General features: G+C 62.5%; 23 protein-coding genes and 2 tRNA genes. 15 read left to right on the forward strand and 10 right to left on the reverse strand.

What is annotated here, in order from left to right; genetic code table 11:
- Positions 1-206 precede the first annotated feature (206 nt).
- Entirely contained in the window at positions 207-740 is a 534-nt protein-coding gene (locus ACQK2G_RS07570) for a PAS domain-containing protein (protein WP_425404418.1), read from the forward strand.
- Positions 741-809: 69 nt separating this feature from the next.
- On the opposite strand, the gene ACQK2G_RS07575 is transcribed toward ACQK2G_RS07570, so the two are convergent.
- Positions 810-884 (reverse strand) — tRNA-Asn (locus ACQK2G_RS07575).
- Between the two features lie 325 nt (positions 885-1,209).
- Between ACQK2G_RS07575 and ACQK2G_RS07580 the strand changes: the two genes are divergently transcribed.
- The gene (locus ACQK2G_RS07580; RefSeq protein WP_425404419.1) at positions 1,210-2,685 is read left to right on the forward strand and encodes a choice-of-anchor L domain-containing protein; all 1,476 of its coding nucleotides are present in this window, start codon (positions 1,210-1,212) and stop codon (positions 2,683-2,685) included.
- 56 nt (positions 2,686-2,741) lie between these two features.
- Positions 2,742-3,419, forward strand: coding sequence for a peptidoglycan-binding domain-containing protein (locus ACQK2G_RS07585; protein WP_425404420.1), 678 nt, complete (start codon positions 2,742-2,744; stop codon positions 3,417-3,419).
- A 49-nt stretch (positions 3,420-3,468) separates the two neighbouring features.
- Here ACQK2G_RS07585 and ACQK2G_RS07590 read toward each other — a convergent pair whose 3' ends face one another.
- Positions 3,469-4,338, reverse strand: a complete 870-nt coding sequence (locus ACQK2G_RS07590) for a LysR family transcriptional regulator (protein WP_425404421.1) — start codon at positions 4,336-4,338, stop codon at positions 3,469-3,471.
- A gap of 114 nt (positions 4,339-4,452) precedes the next feature.
- On the opposite strand from ACQK2G_RS07590, the gene ACQK2G_RS07595 reads away from it, so the two are divergent.
- Genes ACQK2G_RS07595 through ACQK2G_RS07605 form a run of 3 tightly spaced genes read left to right on the forward strand, consistent with a single transcriptional unit; the run spans position 4,453 to position 6,863 of the window.
- Complete coding sequence (locus ACQK2G_RS07595) at positions 4,453-5,052, forward strand: amino acid synthesis family protein (protein ID WP_425404422.1); 600 nt, start codon at positions 4,453-4,455, stop codon at positions 5,050-5,052.
- Entirely contained in the window at positions 5,024-5,824 is an 801-nt protein-coding gene (locus tag ACQK2G_RS07600; RefSeq protein WP_425404423.1) for an alpha/beta fold hydrolase, read from the forward strand. The genes ACQK2G_RS07595 and ACQK2G_RS07600 overlap by 29 nt, the downstream gene beginning before the upstream one ends.
- Positions 5,825-5,828: 4 nt before the next feature.
- Entirely contained in the window at positions 5,829-6,863 is a 1,035-nt protein-coding gene (locus tag ACQK2G_RS07605; RefSeq protein ID WP_425404424.1) for an LLM class flavin-dependent oxidoreductase, read from the forward strand.
- Between the two features lie 108 nt (positions 6,864-6,971).
- Here the strand turns inward: ACQK2G_RS07605 and ACQK2G_RS07610 are convergent, their stop codons facing one another.
- The 7 genes from ACQK2G_RS07610 to ACQK2G_RS07640 form a co-directional block, all read right to left on the reverse strand.
- Positions 6,972-7,319 (reverse strand): RidA family protein, encoded by a 348-nt coding sequence (locus ACQK2G_RS07610; RefSeq protein WP_425404425.1) that lies wholly within the window; start codon positions 7,317-7,319, stop codon positions 6,972-6,974.
- On the reverse strand, positions 7,316-8,701 hold the full coding sequence (locus ACQK2G_RS07615; protein WP_425404426.1) for an NAD(P)/FAD-dependent oxidoreductase: 1,386 nt from the start codon (positions 8,699-8,701) through the stop codon (positions 7,316-7,318). The genes ACQK2G_RS07610 and ACQK2G_RS07615 overlap by 4 nt, the downstream gene beginning before the upstream one ends.
- On the reverse strand, positions 8,694-8,987 hold the full coding sequence (locus ACQK2G_RS07620; protein ID WP_425404427.1) for a (2Fe-2S)-binding protein: 294 nt from the start codon (positions 8,985-8,987) through the stop codon (positions 8,694-8,696). The genes ACQK2G_RS07615 and ACQK2G_RS07620 overlap by 8 nt, the downstream gene beginning before the upstream one ends.
- Positions 8,968-10,062 carry an NAD(P)/FAD-dependent oxidoreductase gene (locus ACQK2G_RS07625; protein ID WP_425404428.1) on the reverse strand — a complete coding sequence of 365 codons (1,095 nt, stop codon included), beginning with the start codon at positions 10,060-10,062 and terminating at the stop codon, positions 8,968-8,970. Before ACQK2G_RS07625 ends, ACQK2G_RS07620 begins: the two co-directional genes overlap by 20 nt.
- Positions 10,063-10,138: 76 nt before the next feature.
- Entirely contained in the window at positions 10,139-11,131 is a 993-nt protein-coding gene (gene dctP / locus ACQK2G_RS07630; protein WP_425404429.1) for a TRAP transporter substrate-binding protein DctP, read from the reverse strand.
- 48 nt (positions 11,132-11,179) lie between these two features.
- A complete protein-coding gene (locus tag ACQK2G_RS07635) occupies positions 11,180-12,478 on the reverse strand; it encodes a TRAP transporter large permease (protein ID WP_425404430.1) in 1,299 nt (432 codons plus the stop codon).
- Complete coding sequence (locus ACQK2G_RS07640) at positions 12,475-12,945, reverse strand: TRAP transporter small permease (protein WP_425404431.1); 471 nt, start codon at positions 12,943-12,945, stop codon at positions 12,475-12,477. Before ACQK2G_RS07640 ends, ACQK2G_RS07635 begins: the two co-directional genes overlap by 4 nt.
- Positions 12,946-13,034: 89 nt before the next feature.
- On the opposite strand from ACQK2G_RS07640, the gene ACQK2G_RS07645 reads away from it, so the two are divergent.
- Positions 13,035-13,958: a LysR family transcriptional regulator gene (locus ACQK2G_RS07645; protein WP_425404432.1), complete on the forward strand. Its 924-nt coding sequence runs from the start codon at positions 13,035-13,037 to the stop codon at positions 13,956-13,958.
- A 40-nt stretch (positions 13,959-13,998) separates the two neighbouring features.
- On the opposite strand, the gene ACQK2G_RS07650 is transcribed toward ACQK2G_RS07645, so the two are convergent.
- Positions 13,999-14,072: transfer RNA gene (locus ACQK2G_RS07650), tRNA-Cys, on the reverse strand.
- Between the two features lie 288 nt (positions 14,073-14,360).
- Here ACQK2G_RS07650 and ACQK2G_RS07655 point away from each other — a divergent pair.
- From ACQK2G_RS07655 to hutU, 8 genes are all read left to right on the forward strand, one after another.
- A complete protein-coding gene (locus ACQK2G_RS07655; protein ID WP_425404433.1) occupies positions 14,361-15,017 on the forward strand; it encodes a protein-L-isoaspartate O-methyltransferase family protein in 657 nt (218 codons plus the stop codon).
- A 253-nt stretch (positions 15,018-15,270) separates the two neighbouring features.
- The gene (locus ACQK2G_RS07660) at positions 15,271-16,725 is read left to right on the forward strand and encodes a TolC family outer membrane protein (protein WP_425404434.1); all 1,455 of its coding nucleotides are present in this window, start codon (positions 15,271-15,273) and stop codon (positions 16,723-16,725) included.
- Between the two features lie 363 nt (positions 16,726-17,088).
- Positions 17,089-17,802 carry a PopZ family protein gene (locus ACQK2G_RS07665; protein WP_425404435.1) on the forward strand — a complete coding sequence of 238 codons (714 nt, stop codon included), beginning with the start codon at positions 17,089-17,091 and terminating at the stop codon, positions 17,800-17,802.
- 196 nt (positions 17,803-17,998) lie between these two features.
- Positions 17,999-20,701: a valine--tRNA ligase gene (locus tag ACQK2G_RS07670; protein ID WP_425404436.1), complete on the forward strand. Its 2,703-nt coding sequence runs from the start codon at positions 17,999-18,001 to the stop codon at positions 20,699-20,701.
- A 186-nt stretch (positions 20,702-20,887) separates the two neighbouring features.
- The gene (locus ACQK2G_RS07675) at positions 20,888-21,700 is read left to right on the forward strand and encodes a hypothetical protein (RefSeq protein WP_425404437.1); all 813 of its coding nucleotides are present in this window, start codon (positions 20,888-20,890) and stop codon (positions 21,698-21,700) included.
- A 212-nt stretch (positions 21,701-21,912) separates the two neighbouring features.
- On the forward strand, positions 21,913-22,656 hold the full coding sequence (locus tag ACQK2G_RS07680) for a hypothetical protein (RefSeq protein ID WP_425404438.1): 744 nt from the start codon (positions 21,913-21,915) through the stop codon (positions 22,654-22,656).
- Positions 22,657-22,819: 163 nt separating this feature from the next.
- Positions 22,820-24,370, forward strand: coding sequence for a histidine ammonia-lyase (gene hutH, locus ACQK2G_RS07685; protein ID WP_425404439.1), 1,551 nt, complete (start codon positions 22,820-22,822; stop codon positions 24,368-24,370).
- Positions 24,370-26,052, forward strand: coding sequence for a urocanate hydratase (gene hutU, locus ACQK2G_RS07690; RefSeq protein ID WP_425404440.1), 1,683 nt, complete (start codon positions 24,370-24,372; stop codon positions 26,050-26,052). The genes hutH and hutU overlap by 1 nt, the downstream gene beginning before the upstream one ends.
- The last annotated feature ends 18 nt before the right edge of the window (positions 26,053-26,070 follow it).

The raw sequence follows: 26,070 nt of genomic DNA on the forward strand, positions 1-26,070 counted from the left end.
ACCGCCGCTGTTTGTCGGGCGTTGTTTCCGGTATCGTTCCCAATATCGTTTCCGGAGAAGGCCTTTGAGACGACGTCCTCAAATCGCAGGCATGCCAAGTCGTGACGTCATCGGATTATGGCGCTATTTTCCCGCACGAAATAATTGCAGGGGGATGTGATTATTGGTGTCTGGTGTATCGGTATTGTCAGGTCTGGAGGCGCTCGATGAGTAGCGTTTACGGCGGATTGGGGGCGGGGAAACCGGCATTCGGCCCGGTTTTGTTCGAGGCGGAAGGCGAGGGCATTACGGAACATTTCATGTCCGATTGCCTGCGTCAGCTCTTCGCAAAGTGGCAGGACTATCGGGCAGGAGAGGCTCTGCCGCATGAAGACAGGATCGATCCGCTCGATTTCTTCAGATGGCTTCCGAATACGATGCTCGTTGATGTCGAAGAACGCGACGGCCTGCTTCGGTTCCTGGTTCGGCTGAATGGCGAAACCCATGTTTCGATCGCCGGTCAGAACATGGTTGGGCAACGATTCGATGAAATTCCGTCGGTCGCGAAAGACGAGGGCATGGTTATTTCCGTCTTTCAGCAGGCCGCTCGTTCGCGGCAACCGCATTATTGGCGGCGGAAGTTCATCAATCCGGCGATGCGCTGGAACTCCTACGAACGCTGTTTGCTGCCCTTCGTCGACGATGCCGGCGCGGTCAGCACGCTACTCGCCGTGGCGCAGGTTCTATTGACCGAAAAATAGTCGGGCCGGATGACGTCCGCTGGTAAAAAGAAAACGGGCCGGTCCAAGAAGGACCGGCCCGTTTCGTATTGGCTCCGGAGCAGGGATTCGAACCCCGGACCGATCGGTTAACAGCCGATTGCTCTACCGCTGAGCTACTCCGGATCAGAGCCCGACGCGGTTTGTCCCGCGCAGGTGCGGGCTTATAGCAATCCGTATCTGCCTTGCCAAGATGCCTGATCGTCAGAAAAGCGTAAAAATTTCCTCCCAGATCCGGTGCGTCTGGCGCATGGTGGGTGCCGGTTTCGGATGAGTTTCTCGATTACAATTTTTGAGCGTGTGTAATTCATTAAATTACCATTCTAGAATATTCTTACCAACAGCGGTTAACACTATGAATATAAAAAGGCTTACCAGTTTCGCCGACGCTGACTAAGGTGCCGCCAGATACCGCAATTATCGTATAGTTTTATCCAGGCGGAGACTGAATGTGCCGTATATAAGAAAGAGTTTTGCAGGGGCGGCGGCCTTGAGCATGGCCGTATTGATGGGGTCGACGTCGGCCCATGCGATCCAGGTCACGGGTGGCGCCAGCGGACAATCCCTGGCCGATACGCTGTTCCTGAATGTGCCCGGTTTGACCGTCAACTCCGTGACCTTGAGCGGCTTCGGCGATCAGTTCGGTACTTACACGAACCAATCGGGCACCTACGGCCTGCCGTCGCAGGGTATCGTGCTCAGCACGGGCAATGTTAACGACTACAGTTCAGGCGATAATACCCAAGACGGTTTCACGACGGCTTTCGGTGATGAATTCGAAGGCGGAGAAAACCCGGCCAGCGCGGCGCAGGAAGGGCTGCTCGACCCAATCACGGGCGGCGGGTTCGATCACTTCGACGTGGCGCAGCTTACGATCAGTTTCGATGTCGCCGAGGGTATCGACAGCGTCACCTTCTTCGGTACGTTCGGGTCCGAGGAATTTCCGGAATTCGTCGGTTCCGAGTTCGTCGATGGGTTCGGCCTGTTCGTGAACGGCCAGAATGTCGCTTTCGTGAACGACCGGCCGATCAACATCGACCACCCGGATTTCCTGGGTGCCGTTCCGACGGACGGAGACGACGGGGGGATTCCCGATTTTCCGAACGACGGCCCGGTCTTTGAGGTGGCGGCCGTCAACTTAGTCGATGACGGTGGCGACGGCGAAGTCGAACCCGGCCCTGATCCCGATCCCGTGACACTGGAACCCGGTGATCCGCGCCTCGTTCTGGTCACCGGCACGGAACTGGATGGTGTCCTGGCGCCGGATGTGAATCCGGTTCTGCGGTTCGACGTGCCCGTGTCGACCGGCGCAAATGTCTTTGACATCATCATTGCCGATACCTCGGACCACTCGCTCGACTCGGTGATTTATCTGAGCAGTTTCCTGCCGACGGAAGTCGATCTGAACGACGGGGGCACGGAATTCACGCCTCTGCTGCCCGCGTCCCAGGATGAGGAAACCGGCACTTTCACCTTCGATCTGCCGGAGACCCTGGACCTCGAGGAAGTCTTCTTCATCGATCCGCCGGTCGCGGTCGGGTATACCTACGAGGTGACGGATGCCGAGTTCAAAACCATCGTCGCGCCGTCCCTGGCCGTCGTGCCGGATTCGGACGGGTATACGATTGAGATCGACGGACAGGTCTTCACCTTGTTGCCCGGCGGTTCGCTCGACGTGTCGGGGCTGGGGGCGAGTGAATTTGTTCTGACGGGGATCGACGAGGCGCTGTTGTTGGATCCGGCCAATTTCCTGGCCTTCCCCCTCGGCGTCGCATTGCAGAATTTGACGCAGGGGACCCTGCCGACCCTGTCGCAGACGCCGATTACGGTCGACGTGCCGTCGCCGGTGCCGCTGCCGGCCGGTCTGCCGCTTTACATCGCCGGCATACTGGGTTTCTTGGGGCTGCGGCGGTTGACGCGGGCCTGAGCACCTGACGGTTGAGTGATTTGTGCGCCGCCCGTATCGCTCGGGCGGCGTCTTTTTTGAGTGACGAGGGTATGATGACGTATTGCTGCAGTTTGATCCGCGTTTCGGCGGCGGTCTGTCTGGGCGCGGCCGTGTTCGCCGCCGTTTTCACCGCGGTGTTAACCGCACCGGGCATGGCGGCGGACAAGGACGGTGAATTCGCCATTCGCGGGGTCGGTCGCATTTCCTGCGCGGAACTGTCCGATGCTGTTGAGAAGAAGGACCAGCAGCGACTCAGCTTCTTCGGCACCTGGCTTGACGGTTATTTGTCGGGGGCAAATCAGTTCTCCGACAATACCTTCGACATTACCCCGTGGCAGACCACCGAGTTGCTGCTTGCACTGGTGGGGCGGGCCTGCGCCCAGAACCCCGACAAGAATTTCATGGCGGTGGTCGGCCGGCTGGTCGCGGAAATGCGGCCGTTGCGCCTGACCGAAAGGTCGGCGATCGTCAAATTGCAGACGGCCGAAAACGTACAAACGCAATACAAGGCGATCGTGGAACGCGTACGGCTGAGGCTGATCGAATTGGGATACAGCTTCGCGGAAACCGGGATCATCGGCGAGAACGCGCTGAACGAATTGCGCGCCAATCTGCTGGCCTATCAAAAGGCGAGTAATCTGCCGCCGACGGGTAATCTCGACCAGCATACGCTGCTGAACCTATTCGTTTTGCCAAAGCAAGCAGCGCAATAAGCGCGCAGCGCCGCCTCAGTAGCTGGCGGGAAAGGCCCAACAGGCGATTTCATTGCGCGGCGGCGACCTGTGCGATCCGGTCGGTGAACCAGGCGGCAAAGGCGCGCGCAGCAGGCGTTTCTTCCGAATTGTTCGCCAGATAATAGCCGTCGATGCTGGGTGTCGACGGCAGATCGGCCCGCGTCAACGTGCCGTCCCGCAGGGAAGGGGCGGCGATCAGGGAACTGGTCAGGGCCGTGCCGGTGCCGCGCCGCGCCAGATCGACTGCGAGGCCGTGGGAATCGACCAGCAGGCTCGGCTCCCGCGGCACGTCTATTCCAGTGCTTCTGGACCAATGGGCCCAGGAATCCGATGTCCCGACCGCTTGAATCAACGGCTGGGCCAGGACGGTATCGGCCGCGATGCCGGGGCTTGCGACGACGACCAACTCGTCCGGTTCCAGGCGAATGGCGTCACGGCCGACGAGGGAGGCGGCGCCGTAGCGAATTTCCACATCCGCCAGCTTCACGTTGAATTCGTCCGGCCAGGTCGTGTTGATGAAGCGGACCGCGATATCGGGCCAATCCGCGCGGAACGCGGCGAGGCCCGGGGCGAGATACCATTGAATGACGCTGACCGATGCGGCGATGGTCAGGATCCGGCCTTCGGCCCGGTTGTCATAAGCCTCCGACAGGGAGGCGAAGGTGTCGATCGCGCGGGTGACGTCCGGGAACAGCCTGCGGCCTTCATCGGTCAGCGTGATGCCCCTGGCATGCCGGTTGAACAGTTTCACCCCGAAGCGCTGTTCCAGGGATCGGACATGCTGGCTGACCGCCGATTGCGTCAGACCCAGATCCTCCGCCGCCGCGGTGAAGTTCAAATGGCGCGCCGCCGCATCGAAGGCGCGGAACCAGGTCAGGGGCGGCATCTGCTTGGGCATGAAGAGGGTCCAGGCATTAGGATTTCTAATCTCTTAGGCCGGGTTTTGATCGTTTGTCAAAAGACCGGCGGAACCGCATCGTCCATCCGGCTAGGGCTTTGCCGGGAGGGCGTTTTGGAACCTGAAATTCGCAAGATCGTATCCTATGAAGAGACGATTCTGACCGAGGGCTTCCGCAAAGCGCCCAGGCCGCAACGGATGATGGCGGTCGCCGCCGTCGTCACCAATCCCTGGGCGGGACGCTATGTCGAGGATTTGAAGCCGGAGATCCAGGCCTTCGGGCCCGTGCTCGGCGCGATGCTGACCGAGCGCATCATTGCGCTTGCCGGCGGGGGAGACGCCATCGAGGCTTATGGCAAGGCAGCGGTCGTGGGCTTGGACGGCGAGGTCGAACATGCTTCCGGCCTTATCCACACACTGCGTTTTGGCAATCATTTCCGTTCCGCCGTCGACGCGAAATCATACCTGTCCTTCACCAATACCAGGGGGCCGGCCAACGCCCCGATCATGGTGCCGCTGATGGACAAGAAAGATGTCGGGCGGCGGTCGCATTACCTGACCGTCCAATTCTCGATCGCCGATGCGCCGCGGGCGAATGAGATTGTGATCGTGCTCGGCGCGGCGGACGGCGGCCGGCCGCATCACCGGATCGGCGACCGGTATCAGGATTTGAAGGATCTTGGCCATGACCTGGACAACCCGGCCGCGGTCTAGGCTGAGCAGCGGGCTGACCGCGATCAGGGCGGGGACGGGGGATCCCGTCATCCTGATCCATGGCGTCGGCTTGAATGCCGACAGTTGGGGTGCTCAGATCGATGCGCTCGCCAAGCGGTTCTCGGTCACGGCCATTGATCTGCCCGGCCACGGACAAAGCAAACGTCTGGTCGCGTACGCCGGGATGGAGGACTGGGTCGATACCATCGCGGCGGGGTTGGCGGAGATCGCGCCGCCCTACCGGATCGCGGGGCATTCCCTGGGCGCGCTTCTGACCCTGCATCTCGCCGTCCGGTATCCGGACCTCTGCGAGCGCCTGGCGCTTCTGAACACGATCCACCGGCGTTCACCCAAAGCCGCATCTGCGGTCAAGGCGCGGGCGCGCGCCTTGCGCGACAACGGGCGGAGCGACCCGGTGCCGACGCTGGAACGCTGGTTCGGCGCGGATCTAGACAGTGCCCCGGCGCGGGCCTGCCGGACCTGGTTGGAAACGGTTGATGCCCCGGCCTATGCGGAGGCCTATGCCCTTTTCGCGGAGGGGGACAGCCCGCCGGACGACGCCTTGGCGGGCCTGGCCTGTCCGGCGCTTTTCCTGACCGGCGCGGCGGAACCCAATTCAACGCCGGCGATGAGCGAAGAACTGGCCGCGCTGGTGCCGAAAGGGCGAGCGCTGATCGTTCCCGATGCGGCGCATATGGCGATGATGACCCATCCGGCCACCGTGAACGGCGCGCTGATCGATTTCTTCACCGGGCCACAAACGGAAGGATGACGCCATGGAATTCTCTCTGTTCGCGCATATGGAACGGCTGTCGCCGGAACAGTCGCATGAGGAATTGCACGCGGAGTTTGTTTCGCTTTGCAAGCTGGCCGATGAGGGCGGCATGCGGGCGATCTGGACCGGCGAGCATCACGGCATGGAATTCACCATCGCGCCCAATCCGTTCCTGACCATTGTCGACCTGGCGCATCAGACGAAACGCGTGAAACTCGGCACCGGCACGGTGGTCGCGCCGTTCTGGCATCCGATCAAACTGGCCGGGGAGGCCGCGATGACCGATCTGGTGACCGGGGGCCGTCTGGAAATCGGAATCGCCCGCGGGGCCTACAGTTTTGAATACGAGCGGCTGATGCCGGGCTTGGATGCCTGGCAGGCCGGTCAGCGGCTGCGCGAGGTCGCGCCCGCCCTGCGCAAGCTCTGGGCCGGCGACTACGCGCATGACGGGGAGTTCTTCCAGTTCCCGGCGACGAGTTCTTCGCCGAAGCCGATCCAGCCCGGCGGCCCGCCGATCTGGGTGGCGGCGCGCGACCCGAACAGCCATGAGTTCGCCGTGCATAACGGCTTCAATGTACAGGTCACCCCGCTTTGGCAGGGCGACGAGGAAATCACCTCCCTGATGCAGCGTTTCGATGCCGCCTGCGCGGCGCATCAGGGACCGCGCCCGAAGATCATGCTGCTGCATCACGCCTATGTCGGGAAGGACGAGGATGACGCGATGGCCGGCGCGCGCCTGTTGAGCCGCTATTACTGCTACTTCGGTGCCTGGTTCAAGAACGACCGGCCGGTCAGTCAGGGCCATATTGAGGCGTTAAGCGAGGCGGAAATCGTGGGCACCGCCATGATGGCGCCGGAAAAACTGCGTCGGGACCTGACCATCGGCACGGCGCGGGACGTCATCGACCGACTGAAGCGGATCGAGGATCTGGGCTATGACGAATTCTCGCTCTGGATCGACAGCGGCATGCCGACCGAAATGAAGAAGGCGTCCTTGCAGCGCTTCATCGACGAGGTGATGCCGGCCTTCGCCTGAACGGATCAGGGGCCGGGCCGACATGCAAGAGCGGGCAGGTGTGCGCCTGTCCTTGCATGCCGGGGGGCTGCCGAATGAGGCAATCGTTCGTGACCATTGCCTCCGTGATCAACTGTCGGCGAGGGCGGCCGTGATGATGATCTCCACCTTCAATTCCGGTCGGGCCAGCTTGGCTTCGCCGCAGGCGCGGGCCGGGGCGTCGCCTTTCTGGACCCAGGCGTCCCATACCGCGTTCATCTCGTCGAAATCGGCCATATCGGCCAGCCAGACAATGGCCTGCAGGATGTGGCTGGGCGAAGAACCGGCCTTGGCCAGCAGCGCCTCGATCCGTCCGAGGCAGTCACGGGTCTGGTCGGCGACCGTCTCGCCTGCGCCGACCTGGCCGCACAGATAGACGGTGCCGTTATGCTTGACGATTTTGGACATCCGTTTCCCGGTGTCGATACGTTCGATCATGCTTTTGAATCCTTTCGTTTGGCGGTGACCGCGAGTTCGCCAAGGGTGACTGGCTTGATCGGCGGCCTGATCTTGTAATACCCGGTTTCGTCCGGTGTTGCGTTGTTCGCCGTGGCGAGTAAAGCGGTTACGGTCAAACCGCAATAGCGGCCCTGGCACGGGCCCATGCCGGGACGCCCGAAAGCCTTGGTCTGGTTCGGGCCGAGGCAGCCCATCGCCGCGTAGCGCCGGATGTCGCCCGCGGTTACTTCCTCGCATCGGCAGACGATCGTGTCATCCGCCGGCGCCAGGGCCTCCGAATAAGGGGGATAGGCGGCATCCAGGAAGGGACGTATCGCCAGTTCCCGGGTCAAGGCCGACCGCAGCGGCCGCGCCGCGCGATCACGACCGCCCGGCGATAGCTTTCCCAAGTCCGATGCGATGCTGAGGGCCGCCAACCGCCCGGCAATCGCTGCCGCCTTGGCGCCGCCGATCCCGGCGCCGTCCCCGGCGATATAGACGGAGTCGACGGGGCTTCTTCCCGATGCGGCACGTTCGGGCAGGAAGCATTGCTGTGCGTCGTGCCAATGATGCGGAATGCCGATCGAGCGCGCCGCCTGGACATGGGGCACCACGCCATGATGCAGCAGGATCGTTCGCGCCTCTATCCGATGATCCCGCCCGCCGGCCCGGAAGCACAGGGCTTCGGCCCGGTCGTCGCCTTCCACGCGCAAGCCGGTCGCGCCGGTATGGCGCGGCACGCCCGCCCGCTTGATCGCGGACAGCATGGCGTTGCCCTTCAACAGATAGCGCCAGCCGCGCAGGGCACCCGGCAGATGTTTCAGGGCGCGGCGAAAATCCCCGCCGGTCTGGGTTTCCACCAGGGCCAGGGGCGGCGCTCCGGCCTTCACCATCTGCGCAGCGACGAGGTAGAGCAGCGGTCCCGACCCGGCCAGAACGGCCCGGTCCGGCAGCATGCCCGATTGCTTCAACAGGATCTGCGCGGCCCCCGCGGTCATGACGCCGGGCAGGGTCCATCCCGGTATCGGCATGGGCCTCTCCAGGGCGCCGGTCGCGATCAGCAGCCTTTTGGCCTCCGCTTCCTTACCAATGCCGTTCTGTGTGTAATACACCCGCGTGCCGTTCTCGATCTGCCAGACGGTCGCTCCGGCGGCGTGTTCGATCTTCGGATGGGGCATGTCCCGCGCCAGGGCGAGGCCGTCGGTGAAATCCTTGCCCAGGATGTCGCCGCGAAGAGGGGCCGCGCGTTCGACATCGCGATAGATCTGGCCGCCCGGTCTGGCTTGCTCGTCCAGCACAAGGACCGACAGGTCGGCCTCCGCCGCCTGCCGTGCCGCGGCCATGCCGGCCGGGCCGGCGCCGATCACGATCAGATCATACATCGACGTCACCGTTCGGTTTGCGGATTTCCATGCCCTCGGTAACGGTGAGAAGGCATGCCTGGCGCGTGATTCCGTCGATCTGCACGAGGCAGTCGAAACAGGCGCCCATCATGCAGAACGGCCCGCGCGGCGCGCCTGAAACGGGCGTTTCGCGGAAACTGTCATGGCCGGCGGCCAACAGGGCGGCAGCCAGATTCTGACCCTCGGGCAGCAGCAGGTCGCGATCCTCGAAAAGGACACGCACCATCCGTTCCGGGGAGGACAGGCTACGAAAAGCGGGCTTCACTGAAGACCTCCAGATTCGGGGCGTCTTGGGTTCCTTCCAGCCAGTCCGGCAGGAACCGCGCATGGGCGGCGGCGAGCGTCACGCCGCTGTGGCAGGTGACCAGATAGGCGCCGGGCATCTCCGTGCTTTCCTGGTAGATCGGCAAGCCGTCCGGCGACAGGATGCGAAGCGCCCCCCAGGACCGGATCAGGTTCACACGAGCCAGCAACGGATAGGCGTTCACCGCGTCGGCGGCGAGCTGCGCGACGCCGGAATGGGTGACGTCGTTGTTATAGTCGACCTCTTCGTTCGTCGCGCCGATTTGAATCCCGCCCTCGTCGACCTGACGGGCGATCAGGGACGGGCGGTTGATGATCTTGGGCATCTTCTCGGTGATCAGGACCTGGCCGCGCTGCGGACGGATCGGCGCCTTGAACCCCATGGCGGGGCCAAGGGCAATGGCACCCAGACCGGCGGAAAGAACGGTCTTCCGGGCCCGTATTTCCGTGCCGTCCGCACAGGTCAGGCGGAACAGGTCCTGCTTGTCGACGGCGGTGACCTGCTTGCCGTTCAACACCCGGCCGCCGAGCCGTCGGACATCCTGGGCCAGGGACTGCAGCAGCCGCAGTGGGTTGGTGTGGCCGTCCTGATGATGAAGGATCGCGCCGACGACGGCCGGACCGATATGCGGTTCCTCGCCGCGCAAGGCATTGCCGCCCAGCACTTCGTAGGGGTAATCGCCGCCCAGTTTGGCTTTCAGTTCTTCGTATTCGGAAACGGTCTTCGCCAATTCATCTTCGGAAAAGAACAGGCTCAACCCGCCATCCTGCCGCAGGCCCATGTCATGGCCCGTCGCCTCGCCCAATTCGGCGGCGAAAGCCGACCAGGCGGCTGCGGATCCCTGTGACCATTGGGCGTATCGCGGCTGGTTCATCCCCTTGGACTGAACCCAGACCAGTCCGAAATTGCCCCGGCTGGCGCGGAACGAGCCGTCGTCGCCGTCGATGACGGTAACCGACCGGCCGCGTTTCAACAGGCCCCAGGCAATCGAAAGGCCGACGACGCCGCCGCCGATGATGGCGTAGTCCGATTCCATTGAAATCCTCCGGTCCGGCGAACCGGGCGGCACTTTCAAGCCGCCCGGCTGCCGTGATCGTGTTGACGGAGAGGGATCAGTTGCCCGCGGCCACCTTGTCGAGGATCGCCTGGCCCCATTCTGTGCCGATATCCTCCAGGACGACCGGCCAGACCTCGGCCCGGACCTTCTTGGCCATGGCCGCGATTTCGGCGTCGCTGAGCGCGATGACCTTCGTTCCCAACTCGTCGACCAGCTTCTGTTCGTTGCGGGCCTGGTCGGCTTCCGCGACGCCCCAGCGCGTGTTTTCGAATTCGACGGCTTTTTCCTTCATGGCCGCCAGGTCGGCGTCGGAGATCTTCGACAGGCTTTCATTCGAGGCGATCATGAACCAAACCTCGAAATGGGTGTTGGCCGGGATGTAGGTCTTGGTCACGTCCCGGAACGAGGCGTAATAACCTTCGGCACCCGATCCGATGACGCCGTCCACGACACCGGTCTGAACCGCTGTGAAGGCTTCGGCGAAGGGGATCGGCGAGGGGATGTAACCCAGTGCCTCACCGGTCAGCTGAAAGCTCTTGATCCCCGGAACGCGAACCTTGATGCCGTTCGGTTCAGTGCTGCCCGCCTTCGGGTTGTCGACATTCAGCGAGATGCCGCCGAAATAGACCGGATAGGCGGCCAGGACCGTAATGTCCTGCTTGGCGAAAAGCTCGACCATGGTTTCGCGGACCGCGCCGCCCGGGCCATAGATCGATTTCGCTTCCTGCCAGCTGCCCGCCAGATACGGGAAGGAGGCGATCTGCATCCGGCGGTCGGCGGCGCTGCCGGCCGGCTGCGTGGCCATGTCGACGGCGCCGACGCTGACCCGTTCCTGGACCGTCGTATAGTCGCCGAGGGCGGAGGCCGGGAAGATCTCGATCTTCACATTGCCGTCGGTGGCCGCGTCGACGGCGGCGGCATAGGCGCGCAGTTCCACGTCGATGGTCGCGCCCTGCGGACGGACATGGCTCATCTTGAAGGTTTCCGCGGTGGCGGGGGCGGCGGCGACGATCGCGGCCAGTGCCGTTGCGAGTAGTTTGGCTTTCATGGACTTCTCCTGTCGATTGGCTGTGTTGTCGTTATGACGGTTGGAAAATCAGTACCCAAAGAATCTGGGCAGGAACAAAGAGAGGTCGGGCCAGAAGGAGGTGAGGAACACCACCGGCACATAGCCCGTCAGGATCAGGAACATCGCGGGCGGGATGACCTTGGTTACCTTCACGTTTCCGACCCGCGCCCCGAGGTAAAGGATCGACGCATAGGGCGGCGTCACGCCCCCCATGGCCGTATTGACGCCCATGATCGCGGCGAACTGGACCGGACTGATATCGATCGCGGTCATCAGCGGCAGCATCAAGGGCGCGATCAGGATGATCGCGGTGGCGTCGTTCACCACCATGCCGACCAGGAACAGCAGGATATTGATGAAGATCAGCAGCAGAATCTTGTTTTCCGTCACCGAGAAAATGGCGGAAACCATCTTCTGCGGGATGCTTTCATAGACGAACATTTGGCTCAGGATCATCGAGAACAGGATCATGACCATGATCGTCCCGACCGCGGTCGCTGCTTCTTTCCCGGCGCTGAGGAAATTTGGAACCTTCAATCCTTTGTAGACCAGGAAGCCGACGGGAATGGAATAGATCACCGCGATGGCGGCGGCCTCGGTCGGTGTCACGACGCCGCCATAGATGCCGCCCAGAATGATGACCGGCAGCAACAGGGCGGGGATCGCCTTGGTGCCGCGGTGGCCCACTTCGCCGGCCAATTCCCCGACGCTGGGTTTTTCGTCCAGGACAAGCGGGAACTTGCGGCTCATCCACAGATTCACGAGCGAGAAGGACAGCATGATCAACAGGCCGGGGCCGAGCGTCGCCAGGAAGCAGGCGGCGATCGAGGTGTCCGTCACCCAGCCGTAAAGGATCATCGTGACCGACGGGGGAATCAGCAGCCCCAGGATGGAGGAATTCGCGATCAGGGCGGTGGCGTATTCGCGCGGATAGCCGCGCTCCACCATTTCCGGGATCAACAGCGGACCGATGGCGGCGATACCGGTCAGGCCCGATCCGGAAATCGCCCCGATGATCGCGCAGCTGACGGCCGCGACCACGCCGAGCCCGCCGCGCACATGGCCGATGAAGGCATTCACGAATCGCAGCAATGAGGCGGCTATGCCGCTTTCCGACATGATCGTCCCGGCCAGCACGAAGAGCGGGATCGCCAGCAGGATCGGGTTGGACAATTGCTGGACGCCCCACAGCATCATGCCCTTCATGGTGACGTCGCCGACGAAATACATCACCGCCAGGGCGGCGCCGAAACAATAGGGCAGGGGAACGCCCAGGGTCAGGGCCACGACCAGGACGCCGATGGCGAGCATCGCAACTTCGATCATCGGGTTTCTCCGGTGCGCAGGGAACGAATATGACCGACGAGGTGCCAGGCGGTGTAGACCATCATCAGCGCCAGGCCGATCATCAACGCCACGTCGAAATAGAAGGTCGGGATGTAAAGGGTCGGGCTTTCACGCCAGACCCGCCAGGCATAGCGCGTGAAATCCCAGGCCCAGGTCAGCAGCCAAAGGCCGACGGCCAGGCTGATCACCTCGCCGATGATCGCCAGGCGGACATGACCGATACGGGTCTTGATGAAGATTTCCAGAACGTTCGCCCGAATATGGGAATTTTCGCGCGATGCGTTTACGGCACCCAGGATATAGAGCCAGATGGTCGGATAGATCATCGTCTCTTCCAGGCCCATCACGGGCAGTTCCAATACGTAGCGGGTAATGACCTGCACGAATTGACCGGCGGCGACGACGCAGATCAGACTCGTCAACAGGATCGACGTGAAACGGTTCATGAATGGCTCCCCCAACAACCGGTTGAAATAACGCCGAAGCCATGCACAAGTTCAAATTGGAAATTTCGCTGAATCCATAAATTGATCTTATGGCCTTGCTTCCGAACCTGACGATCCGCCAGTTGCAGACCTTCCGTGAGGTGATGCGCACCGGCTCTATTTCCGAGGCCGGGCGCGCGCTTGGGCGCACCCAGCCGGCGATTTCCAGCATGATCGCGGCGATTGAGCGGGAGTTGGGGTTTCCTCTTTTTCAACGCGATCACGGCCGTTTGGTGCCGCGCCCGGAAGCCCAGTATTTCCTGGAGGAAGCGGAAGAGGTCCTGGGGCGGTTGGAACGCGCCCAACAGGCAATGATGGAATTGTCGAGCCACAAGCGCGGCAGTTTGAGAATCGCCTGTTACCCGGCCGGTTCAGGGGTATTCCTGCCCCGATTGCTGGTGGAGTTCCTGCGCGACCGGCCGGAGGTGAAGGCGGATTTGATGATGCGGTCCTCCCTGGTGGTGGAGGATCTGGTCGCGTCGCAGGAATACGATATCGGGCTTGCGGAAACGCCAAAACCCCGGCCGTCGATTCAGATCGAGACGTATAGGATGAGCGGCGTCGTCGCCCTGCCGGCCGATGATCCGTTGACCGGATTATCGGTCATCACGCCCAGGGACCTCAGCGGCAAGCCGCTGGCCATGCTGTTCGACGAACACGTCACGACGATCGCCTTGCGGGAGGTGTTTCGCGAGGCGGGCGCGGCAATCAACCCGCGCTTCACCCTCAGGACCTTCCTGCCGACGTTGGAACTGGTCGCGGGCGGGCTCTGCGCCGCCGTGATCGATCCGATGACCGTGGCCTCCTATTCAGGCACGGGAGTCGTTTTCCGAAGCTTTGCGCCGCGCATGACCACCGGTATTTCCATCCTGATGCCGGCCCACCGTCCGCCCTCGCAACTGACCATGGCCTTTCACGAACGGCTTTCGCAGGAAATGCAGCGATTGGAAGAACAAACCTATCCGGCGACGTAAACACACGGCCGGTCGGTATTTGCGTTTTTCGGGAAAAGTTTGGAGGCGCGAGCCGGAATCGAACCGGCGTGCAAGGATTTGCAGTCCTCTGCGTAACCACTCCGCCATCGCGCCACCCGGGGGCGGGCCAATGACCCGCCGCGAAGGGCGCTACTGATAGCGATCTTCCTCCGGCATTTCAATCACTCAAAATCATCCGGTTCGGATATTGTTTGTGAAGCTCCGTCAATGCCGTTGAAACGCAACTATGGTCCGGTCCTGGGCGATCGCGGACCGGTAACCTTTCGACAGCGTTTCGATTGCCTTTCGATGGGGCGGTTTCTATAACAGTCGGCATTGACGGTCCGGCGCCGCGCCGCGCTGAACGGGCCGTGCGAGATACCGGGAATAAGGTGAGAAGGCATGGATTACGCGCTTGCACGCCAGAACATGATCGAAAGCCAGCTGCGGACCAACAAGATCACGCAGGAAAATCTGCTGGACGCGATCCGCAAGGTTCCGCGGGAACAGTTCCTTCCCCTCAACAAGCAGAAATTCGCCTATCTGGACGAAGACATTCCGCTGGGCGCCGGCCGCTACGAGACCGAGCCGATGGTCCTCGCCACGCTGATCCAGGCCCTGAAGCTCGGTCCGCAGGATGACGTCCTGGTGGTCGGTGCGGCGGCGGGCTATTCCGCCGCGGTGATCGGGCAGATCGCGAAATCGGTCTTTGCGCTCGAAAGCGAACACGATCTTGCCGCGCGGGCGTCCGATCAGTTGACCCAATTCGCCTTCGACAATGTTGTCGTGGTGGAAGGGCCGCTGACCGAGGGCAAGGCCGACCAGGGGCCGTTCGATGCGATTCTGGTCAATGGCGCGGTCGCCGAAATCCCGACGGCGCTGACCGCGCAGTTGAAGGATGGCGGCCGCCTGGCGGCGGTGGTCCGGCCGGGCGAAGACAAGGTCGGCACCATCCGTTTGGCCGAAAAGGCCGGCGGGACCGTGGCGGAGCGCACGATTGCCAATGCGAGCATTCCCTTCCTGAAAGGGTTCGAGCCGAAGCCCGCTTTCACGTTCTAGGCGTTCCGGCGGGTGCGAGCCCCAGAACATGCTGAGGGCGTCCAGGGGGCGTCCAGGGGGCATTCTGGGGGTATGCCGGCATTTCCTGCCGCTCACGCCCTTGTGTGCGTCGCAATACAACTTACTTTCCCATCGTGAGGGTAGACCGGACTCCTTGTCGGGATTAGGGTCTCCCTCGACTGTTTTTGGGGCGGATCGAATCCAGCCGCAGGTCTAATGGCCCGGATCGGGCATGTCGGGTACGGAGCAGATAATGAGTTCAGCGTATGGTGCACCGGGAAAAACTCCCCTTGCCGGTATGAAAAAGGCGATTGTCCGGCGGCGCCGGTTCCTGTTGGGCGCCTATCTGCTCGGCGGATCGCTGTTGCTGGCCGGCGGCGTGCACGCGCAAACGCTCGATCAGGCGATGACCCAGGCCTATGAGAACAATCCGACGCTTCAGGCCGAACGCGCGCAGGTGCGCTCGACCGATGAAGGCGTGCCGCAGAGCCTCGGCCGTTGGCGCCCGACCGTCGAACTGGTCGGACAGCTCGGTTATGACAGCACCACGACCGATCCGGGTTCCGTGACGGACAGCCGCAGTTTCTACAGCGGCGCGGCGCAGGTGACGCAGAACTTGTATGAAGGCGGCGGCACGACCGCGCGGGTGGCGCAGGCCGAAGCGCTGGTGAAAGCCGCGCGGGCCCGGCTTCTGGATACGGAACAGACCGTGCTGCTGCAGACGGTTTCGGCCTTCATGGACGTGGTGCGCGACCGGGCCGTTCTGGACCTTAATCGGCAGAACGAAGAGCGCTTGAAACGGCAGCTGGAAGCCACCCGCGACCGGTTCGAGGTCGGCGAAGTGACCCGAACCGACGTCGCGCAGGCGGAATCGCGCGTATCCGGCGCACAGGCCGACCGCATCGCGGCGGCCGGTAACCTGGAAGTCAGCCGGGCCGCCTATCAGCAGGTCGTCGGCGAACTGCCGGGCAACCTCACCGCGCCGGACAACTTCCCCTCCATACCCAGCGGCCGCGATGAGGCGATCTCGCTGGCACAGGACCGCAACCCGACCGTCATTGCCGCTGTTTTCGATCTGGAAGCCGCCAAGCACACGATTCGGGTCGAGGCGGCGGATCTGCTTCCGACGGTCGATCTGGTCGGCTTGGCGACGGCCAACCGGGATGTCGTGCGCGATGGCACGGATACGGATGCGTATCGGGTGACGGCGACGGTGACGGTGCCGATCTATCAGCAGGGGATCGCGACCAGCGAAATTCGCGAGGCGCGCCAGGATGCCGCCCGCGCCCAGCGCCTGATTGACGAAGCCCAGCGCCTGGCCGTCGAGGACGCGACCGCCGCCTGGGAGACGTATCAGTCCGCCCTGGCGCAGATTCGCGCCCGCGAGGACGAAGTGCGCGCCACCTCGATCGCGCTGGAAGGTGTGGAGCAGGAAGCCGCGGTGGGGTCGCGGACGGTTCTGGACGTGTTGGACGCGGAACAGGAACTGTTGGACGCGCGCGTCAACCTGGTTCAGGCGCAGCGGGACGAAATCGTCGCCCGCTATGACCTGATCGCGGCGGTCGGCGGTCTGAATGCCATCGAGCTGCAATTGCCGGTGCGGGCTTATGATGTGGAGTTCTACTACAAGGCCGTCCGCAACAGCATCTATGACCTCGGCACCTGGAACGAGATTTTCCCGGGTCTCGTGGAACGCGGGACCGATTGATCGGTTTCCGGTTGTTTTCCGGCCCCGTTTCGGGCTTCATCGCCGTCCTTTCCAGCACCGTGGCGGGCACCGCCCGTTTTCCCTTGTCCATGCCCGAATCGCGATATCTTATCGCGGTTTAGGTGAGTCTGGCATGGGACCGCATGCGGCGATCGAGGTATCTGATCCGGCGTTGCGGGCGTGTCATGGAAACCGGAACGGGGTCGTGGCGAAATCGCCGGGCAAGGACGGTCAGGGCCTTGCGGCGGTGAAGCCAAGGCCCAGGATTGCATTGGCGACAATCGGCTTGCAGGATGGGTCAATCCCGGCCGGGCGTTGTCCAAGTTCCGCCGGGCGGGACATTAACGGGGCTAAGGTCGAGGCATGAGCGACGCACAACAAGAACCCTCAATGGAGGAAATCCTTGCGTCGATCCGGAAGATTATTTCCGAGGACGGCGAGGAAGAGGGTCAGGACGCCGCCGGCGAGGAGGCGGAAGAGGACGCGTTCGAACTCGACGACGAAGATCTGCCGGAGTCCGAGCCGGAACCCGATCTTGAACCGGAACCCGAGCCTGAGCCGGAGATGGGGGCCGAAGAGGAAGAGGAACTCCTGGACCTGTCCGAAGAGGTCGAGGACGAACCCTTCGAGCTGGAGGACGAGCTCGAGGAAGAGCCGCTGGACCTCGAGGAAGAGGTCGAGGATATCCCGGAAATAGAATTTGCCGATCTGGAAGCGGAGCCCGAGCCCGAGCCGGAACCGGAGTTTGAGCCGGAACCCGCACCGCCTCCGCCGCCGCCTCCACCGCCAGTACCCGCGCCGGAACCGCCCGCGCAGTTGGCGGAGAACGACCGGATCGTGTCCGAGCCGACGGCCGCGGCCGGATCCGCGGCCTTTCTGGCGCTGGAACAGTCCATCCGGATGGGGCAGGCGGGTGAGACGCTGGAAGACGTCGTGAAGGGGCTTCTCCGGCCCATGTTGCGCTCCTGGCTTGACGAAAACCTGCCGGATATGGTGGAACGCCTCGTCCGCGCCGAGATCGAGAAGATGGCGGGCGGCGCGCGGCGGCGCGGCGACGACGGAGACATGTTCGACTAGGCCGTTTCCCGGCCCGATCGCCATAGTCCTAAATCCCGGTTCACCTGCCCCGTACTCGCCTTTTCAGGCGGGACATTCATGAAGATTTTGCCACCGCGTCGCGACGCTCTCCGTCGCTTGGGCGCGGCGGTTCGTATTACGTTCGATGGATTGTTGCTGCCGGTTCAAAGGCTTACCGGCGGCTTTGGAGGATCTGATGCTGGAAAAGACCTACGCGCCGGAAGAGGTTGAAGACCGCCGCTATCGGGAATGGGAAGAGGGCGGCTATTTCAAATGCGGCCAGAAGGGCGGTCCAGGTTCAGACGAAGAGACCTTCACCATCGTCATTCCGCCGCCGAACGTCACCGGCAGCCTGCATATGGGCCATGCGCTCAATAACACCCTGCAGGACATCATGGTCCGGTACCAGCGCATGCGCGGCCTGGACGTGCTGTGGCAGCCGGGGACCGACCATGCGGGCATCGCGACGCAGATGGTCGTCGAGCGGCAACTGGCGCAGGCGGGCGAGCCCGGCCGCCGCGACATGGGCCGGGAGGCCTTCCTGGAACGGGTCTGGAAGTGGAAGGAAGAATCCGGCGGCACGATCACCGGTCAGCTGCGCCGCCTGGGCGCGTCCTGCGATTGGAGCCGCGAACGCTTCACCATGGATGAAGGTTTGTCGCGGGCGGTTTTGCGAGTTTTTGTATCGCTTTACAAGGAAAACCTAATCTATCGCGACAAGCGCTTGGTGAACTGGGACCCGGCGCTGGAAACCGCGATTTCCGACCTGGAAGTGCAGCAGCAGGAAGTGCAGAGCCATCTTTGGTATTTCCGCTATCCGGTCGAGGGCGAGGAAGGCACCTATCTGACGGTCGCCACCACGCGGCCGGAAACCATGCTGGGCGATACCGGCGTGGCCGTGCATCCGGATGATGAGCGCTACAAACATCTGATCGGCAAGCACTGCATCCTGCCGCTGGTGGGCCGCCGCATTCCGATCGTGGCCGATGCCTATGCGGATCCGGAACAGGGATCGGGCGCGGTGAAGATGACACCGGCCCACGACTTCAACGATTTCGAGGTCGGCGTTCGGCATAGCCTGGAGATGATCAACATCTTCACGACCACCGCGCATATAAATGAGAACGCCCCAGAGAAGTATCGCGGCATGGAGCGGTTCGAGGCGCGCAAGGCGATTGTCGAGGATATCGAGGCGCTGGGCCTTTTGGATAAGATCGAGGACCACACCCATATGGTGCCCTATGGCGACCGGGGCGGCGTGCCGATCGAACCCTATCTGACCGACCAGTGGTTCGCCGATGCCAAGACCCTGGCCAAACCGGCGATCGAGTCGGTCGAACAGGGGCGCACCAAGTTCGTGCCCGAGAACTGGACCAAGACCTATTACGAGTGGATGCGCAACATCCAGCCCTGGTGCATCTCGCGCCAGCTGTGGTGGGGCCATCAGATTCCGGCCTGGTACGGACCGGACGGGGCAGTCTTCGTCGAGGAGACGGAAGAACTCGCCTATGCCGAGGCACTGTCGCACTATCGTGAGAAAGGCGACGTCCAGGCCCTTGAAATGATTGAGGAAGGTCGCGGCCTGGAACGCGACCCGGACGTGCTGGATACGTGGTTCTCCTCCGCCCTTTGGCCGTTCTCCACCCTGGGCTGGCCGGACGAGACGCCGGAAGTGGCGCGCTACTACCCCACCTCCGTCCTGGTGACGGGTTTCGACATCATCTTCTTCTGGGTCGCCCGGATGATGATGATGGGCCTGCATTTCATGAAGGAGGAACCCTTCCACACGGTCTATGTCCACGCCCTCGTCCGCGACGAGAAGGGCGCGAAGATGTCCAAGTCCAAGGGCAATGTCATCGACCCGCTGGACCTGATCGACCAATACGGCGCTGACAGTTTGCGCTTCACCCTGACGGCGCAGGCGGCGCAGGGCCGCGACGTGAAACTGGCGACCAGCCGCGTCGAGGGCTATCGCAACTTCATGACCAAGATGTGGAACGCCGCGCGTTTCTGCGAAATGAACGAGTGCAAGCCGGTCGATGGCTTCGACCCGGCCGCCGTCACGCAAACGGTCAACGAGTGGATTGTCGGCGAAACGGTGAAGGCGGAACGCGCGGTGCGCGCCGGCATCGAAAGCTATCGTTTCAATGATGCCGCCAGCGCCGCGTATCAGTTCGTCTGGAACGTGTTCTGCGACTGGTATCTTGAATTCGCCAAGCCGATGTTCACCGGCGATGACGCGGCGGCGCAGGCCGAAACCCGCGCCACGGCGGCCTGGGTGCTGGAACAGATCCTGATTCTGATGCATCCGCTGACGCCGTTCATTACCGAGGAACTGCATGAGCACCTGAAGGGTGGGTCGCGTGAAAAACCGCTGATCGTCAGCGCCTGGCCGGAATATGGCGACGGGTTGATCGACGCCGCGGCGGACGCGGACATGAACTGGGTGATCAAATTGATCTCCGAGATCCGGTCTGCGCGGTCTGAGGTCAACGTGCCGCCGGCTGCGAAGATGGAAGCCATCCTGGTGGAGGGCGGGGATGCGGTGCTGTCGCGTGCCAAAGCCTATATGGAGCTGATCGCCCGCATGGCGCGGATCGAAGGGATCGCTACGGGCGAAGCGCCCAAGGGCGCGCTTCAGGTCGTGGTCGACGAGGCCGTCATCGCCCTGCCGCTGGCGGGCGTCGTCGACCTGGGTGCGGAAAAGGCGCGGCTGGAAAAGGCCATCGCCAAGGCCGACTCGGAAATCATGAAGATCGACAAGAAATTGTCGAACCCAGGATTCCTGGCCAAGGCGCCGGAAGAGGTCGTGCAGGAAAATCGCGATCGCATGGCCGACGAACAGGCCGCGCGCGACAAGCTGGCGGAAGCGTTGACGCGGATCTCGGCGGCCCTCTGACCAGCGGACCTGCCTGCCTTGCTGTCATGGCCCGCATGCCCCGGCATGCGGGCTGTCCGCCGCGTTCGAATTGGCGGTTGCCGATGGCAGTGCGCTGAAACGTTCAATTTAGGCATGGTAATTCCACGATTTCGAGTATTCTGACCCTGCGGGGTGGTGCCAGTGAGCCGGAAAGGGGTTTCACATATGGTACGTTCATTACTCGGTCTTGTTGCTGTGTTGGTCTTCGGCGTCTGCGGCTCTCTTCAGGCACACGCGCAGGAAACGTCCTGTTTGCGTATCGGCTCGCCATTCGCCGGAAAACAAAGCGTCTACGACGCGATCGAAGGGAACTTGCGCGGCGTTCTCCACACTTTGGACATCTGCATCGATATCGTGGCCGCGCCGCCCAAGCGTCTTGCGGAACAGCTGCAGCGGGATGAATTGGACGGGGAATTGATCCGCGTGCGGGAATATGCGGAAACCGCCGCTGAGCGGGCGGTCCTTGTTGCGGAACCGTTGCTCGAAGTCATCGGGTATCTGGTGGTCCAGGAAGGGATCGATCTCGCCGTCACCGGTGATGAAGAGCTGTCGATCGGGGTACTGCGCGGCGTGAAATGGCATGAAGCTGCGGCGAGAAACGCCCGAACCGTGGTTATCGCGAACGATATGGAACAGTTGATGCCCATGCTTCTCAACCGGCGCATCGACGGAATCATGATCGGACAGCGCCTTCGGGAACAATATGCCGAACTCGCGGACTTGCCGTTCAGGGTGTCTTACGAGAACACGGGTCATTTCGTGCTGCATCGGTCCCGCGCGGATTTGGCGCCGCCGATCGGCGCGGCGATCAAGGCCTTTAGGCAGCGCGGTTGTTCCTTCATGCTTCCCGGCGGCGGCCCCAGTTGTTCCGGTTCCGGTGAATTGGAAGGATCAATAGAGGACGAGCAAAACGCGCATGGACCTTCGCCCGAGAGCGTCAGTTCTTTTGTACGCTTGTGGCACAGATTGCTTGGATAAGGGACATACGGAAAGAACGATTTCCATGCACCAATCCAGATCCGCGGCTAGCGGAGTATCAATATGTTTGGCCGGTTTTGTTGTGAGGGGAATAAACTGGTAGGCTGGTAGCCATAGCACCACGAATGGGGTCGCGGTGTTTCTCGAGGTACAGTCGAGCCTAGCGCCGAACGAAGGGAAGGTGAGTTCGATTATTCCGCCCAGGAGCGTTGATGATGCGCTTGGCAAGAGCGTTTAAAATTGCATGTTTGATAGCGGTTGCCGTCCATCTCTGGCCTGCGCCGACCGTCGCGGTTTCGCCTGCGAACTGTCTGGTGCTGGGACGAACCGTGGCTGTCCGCGATACAATCAACGCGGTCATCTTTGAAAATGTTTCCGCTGCTTTAGCGGATGTCGGGATTTGCGTTCGGGACAAGCAGTTCCCGGCCAAGCGCGTTTCGGAAGCGTTGATACGCGGTGAGATTGATGGCGAGTTGATGCGGATAGGTGCATACCGGTCCGTCGTGGGAGATGCCGCCATTCCGGTCAAAGAACCGCTTTTTTACATTGTCGGATACCTCGTGGCGCGTGACACGACCGTGGCGTCGGTGAACGATGTCAACAGGATGTCACTTGCCACGCTGCGCGGCATTGTTTGGCAGAGGGATATCGGTGCCCTCGCGGCGAAGAACATTGTTGCCAACACGCCTGAACAGCAGTTCGAGATGCTGCAAGCTGGCCGTGTCGACGCGATCTTGATGGATGGCGTCAACTTCGACAGGTTTCCGGAGCTGAAGAACATGTCCCGCTTGGAAGTGTCGCGCGAACCGGCATTCATCTATCTTCATCGTGCGTGGAAAAATCTGTCTGATCAAATCGCCGCGGCGGTCAGGTCCTTCAAAGGCCGTGGTTGCCTGTTCGAGACGCCGCAAGGTGGCAAGCATTGCCAAGCAGCGGACGGCATTCTGATTCAATAAGGCTTAGACGTCCTGTTTTCGCCATCATTGACACGATAGAGATCTGATGCCGACGTCGTCGCGGTAGTCGTGTCGCAGAAAGGCAAATTCCTCCCTCATTCGGGCCTTGCACGGCTTCCCTTCAAGGATCATCGTGATCGAAAAATTGGGGTAGGGGTGTACGATGGCCGCGCCGATCGTGCTGGATCCGGGATCCGGCAGTCTGGAAGATTTTCATCAGGTTCTGACTCAAGGCGCACCGGTCGTCCTCGGCGACGGGGCACGGGAGAATGTCGACCGGGCATCCGGCCTGGTCGCCAGCGCCGCGGCTGGAAAGGCGCCGTATTACGGGGTGAATACGGGTTTCGGGAAACTGGCCCAAACCCGGATTTCACCGGAAGACACGGAAACCCTGCAGCGTAATCTTATCCTGTCGCATTCGGCGGGGATCGGACCGATTCTGCCGCAGGCGGAGACGCGGCTGCTGATCGCCCTGAAGATCAACTCGCTGGGGCGCGGGGCGTCCGGGGTGCGCTGGGAGGTGCTGCAATTGATGCAGGATCTGTTGGCGCGGGACGTGACCCCGGTCATCCCGATGCAGGGATCCGTCGGGGCGTCCGGCGACCTCGCCCCGCTGGCGCATCTGGCCGCCGTCCTGATCGGGGAGGGGGAGGCTATCTTCGAGGGGCAGCGCATGCCGGGTGCCGCCGCCCTTGAAAAGGCCGGTTTGAAGCCGGTGGTGCTGGCTGCGAAGGAAGGTCTGGGGCTGATCAACGGCACCCAGTTTTCGACCGCCGTGGCCCTGGCGGCTTTCTATCATGCCGCCGACCTGTTCAACGCGGCGCTGATCACCGGCGCGCTTTCCACCGATGCGGCGATGGGCTCCGCGGCGCCCTTCCGGCCCGAGATCCATGCCCTGCGTGGCCAGCCGGGCCAGATCGCCGCTGCGAAGGCCCTGCGCGCCTTGCTGGAGGAAAGCGAAATTCGCGAATCCCACCGCGAGGATGACGAGCGCGTTCAGGATCCCTATTGCATCCGCTGTCAGCCCCAGGTCATGGGGGCCTGCCTGGACCTGCTGACCCATGTGGCGGGCACGCTGGAGCGGGAGGCGAATGCCGTTACCGACAACCCGCTGGTCTTCCCCGACAGCGGCGACATCCTGTCGGGCGGAAACTTCCACGCGGAACCGGTCGCCTTTGCGGCCGATCAGATGGCGCTGGCGATCGCGGAAATGGGCTCTATCGCCCAGCGCCGGGTCGCCATGCTGGTTGATCCGGCCTTGAGTTACGGCTTGCCGCCTTTCCTGACGCCGAAGCCCGGCGTCAATTCCGGTTTCATGATCGTGGAGGTGACGTCGGCCGCCCTGCAGTCGGAGAATAAGCAGAAGGCGGCGCCCGCCTCGATCGATTCCACGCCGACCAGCGCCAACCAGGAGGACCATGTCTCGATGGCCGCCCATGGCGCCTGCCGGCTGTTGCCGATGCTGGACAATCTGGCGGGGATCGTCGGCATTGAACTGCTGATCGCGGCGCAGGGGGTAGATCTGCGCGCACCTCTGAAAACCAGCCCGTCCCTGCAAGCCGTCAAGGACCATCTGCGGGCGCGCGTCCCGATGTTGCAGGAAGACCGCTATATGGCGCCTGAGGTGGAAACCGCCCGCGAAATCGTCATCAGCGGCGCATTGCCGGGCATCGCCGGTATCGACGTCTTTCCCGAATTTGGAGGAATTGTTTGATGAGCACGGACCCCAATGCCGACCGCAAGAATACCCGCACCGTGCGCGCGCCGACCGGCGCTGAACTCAATTGCAAGTCCTGGCTGACCGAAGCGCCCTACCGGATGCTGATGAACAACCTGGATCCGGATGTCGCGGAAAACCCGCATGAACTGGTGGTCTATGGCGGCATCGGCCGGGCCGCGCGGACCTGGACGGATTTTGACCGTATTGCCGCCAGCCTGGAAGGGCTGGAGGAGGACGAGACCCTGCTGGTTCAATCCGGCAAGCCGGTCGGTGTCTTCAAGACGCATGAGAACGCGCCGCGGGTTCTGATCGCCAATTCAAATCTGGTGCCGCATTGGGCGACCTGGGACCATTTCCACAAATTGGATAAGGTCGGTCTGATGATGTACGGCCAGATGACGGCGGGGTCATGGATCTACATCGGCTCACAGGGGATCGTGCAGGGTACCTACGAAACTTTCGTGGAAGCGGGCCGTCAGCACTATCAGGGCGATCTGACCGGCAAGTGGATCCTGACCGCGGGCCTCGGCGGGATGGGCGGCGCCCAGCCGCTGGCCGCGACAATGGCGGGCGCCTGCTGCCTTGCCGTCGAATGCGATGAGACAAGGATCGATTTCCGCCTGCGCACCCGCTATGTGGACGAGAAGGCAACGACGTTGGATGAAGCGCTGGCCATCATCGAGAAGGCCTGTGCCGAGGGCCGCGCGGTTTCCGTCGGCCTGCTGGGCAACGCGGCCGATGTCTTCCCCGAACTGGTGAAGCGCGGCGCGCATCCGGACATCGTCACCGATCAGACCTCCGCCCATGACCCGGTCAACGGATACCTGCCGCAGGGCTGGACCCTGGCGCAATGGCGCGAAAAGCGGGAGAGCGATCCCAAAGCCGTGGAAAAGGCCGCGCGGGCCTCCATGAAGGTGCATGTCCAGGCGATGCTCGATTTCTGGAAAGCGGGCGTGCCTACGCTGGACTACGGCAACAACATCCGCCAGATGGCCTTCGAGGAAGGCTTGGAACACGCCTTCGATTTCCCGGGCTTCGTACCCGCCTATATCCGTCCTCTGTTCTGCCGCGGCATCGGACCGTTCCGCTGGTGCGCCTTGAGCGGCGATCCGGAAGATATCTACAAGACCGACGCCAAGGTGAAGGAACTGCTGCCGGACAACGAGCATCTGCACAACTGGCTGGACATGGCGCGCGAGCGGATCTCCTTCCAGGGCCTGCCGGCACGGATCTGCTGGGTGGGCCTGGGCGACCGGCATCGTCTGGGGCTCGCCTTCAACGAAATGGTGGCGTCCGGCGAATTGAAGGCCCCCATCGTCATCGGCCGTGATCATCTCGACAGCGGTTCCGTCGCCAGCCCGAACCGGGAGACGGAGGGCATGAAGGACGGTTCCGACGCGGTGAGCGACTGGCCGCTCCTGAACGCGCTTCTCAACACCGCCAGCGGCGCGACATGGGTGTCGCTGCATCACGGCGGCGGCGTCGGCATGGGCTTCAGCCAGCATGCGGGCATGGTCGTGGTCTGCGACGGGACGGAGGAAGCTGCCAAACGCGTCGGCCGCGTGCTGTGGAACGACCCCGCCACCGGCGTCATGCGCCATGCCGACGCCGGCTACGACATCGCCATCGACTGCGCCCGGGAAAAGGGCCTGAACTTGCCAGGGATTTTGGGATAAAGTGAAACTTCTGGGGTG

The sequence above is a fragment of the Hwanghaeella sp. genome, from assembly GCF_965227365.1.
Lineage (GTDB): Bacteria > Pseudomonadota > Alphaproteobacteria > UBA8366 > Aestuariispiraceae > Hwanghaeella.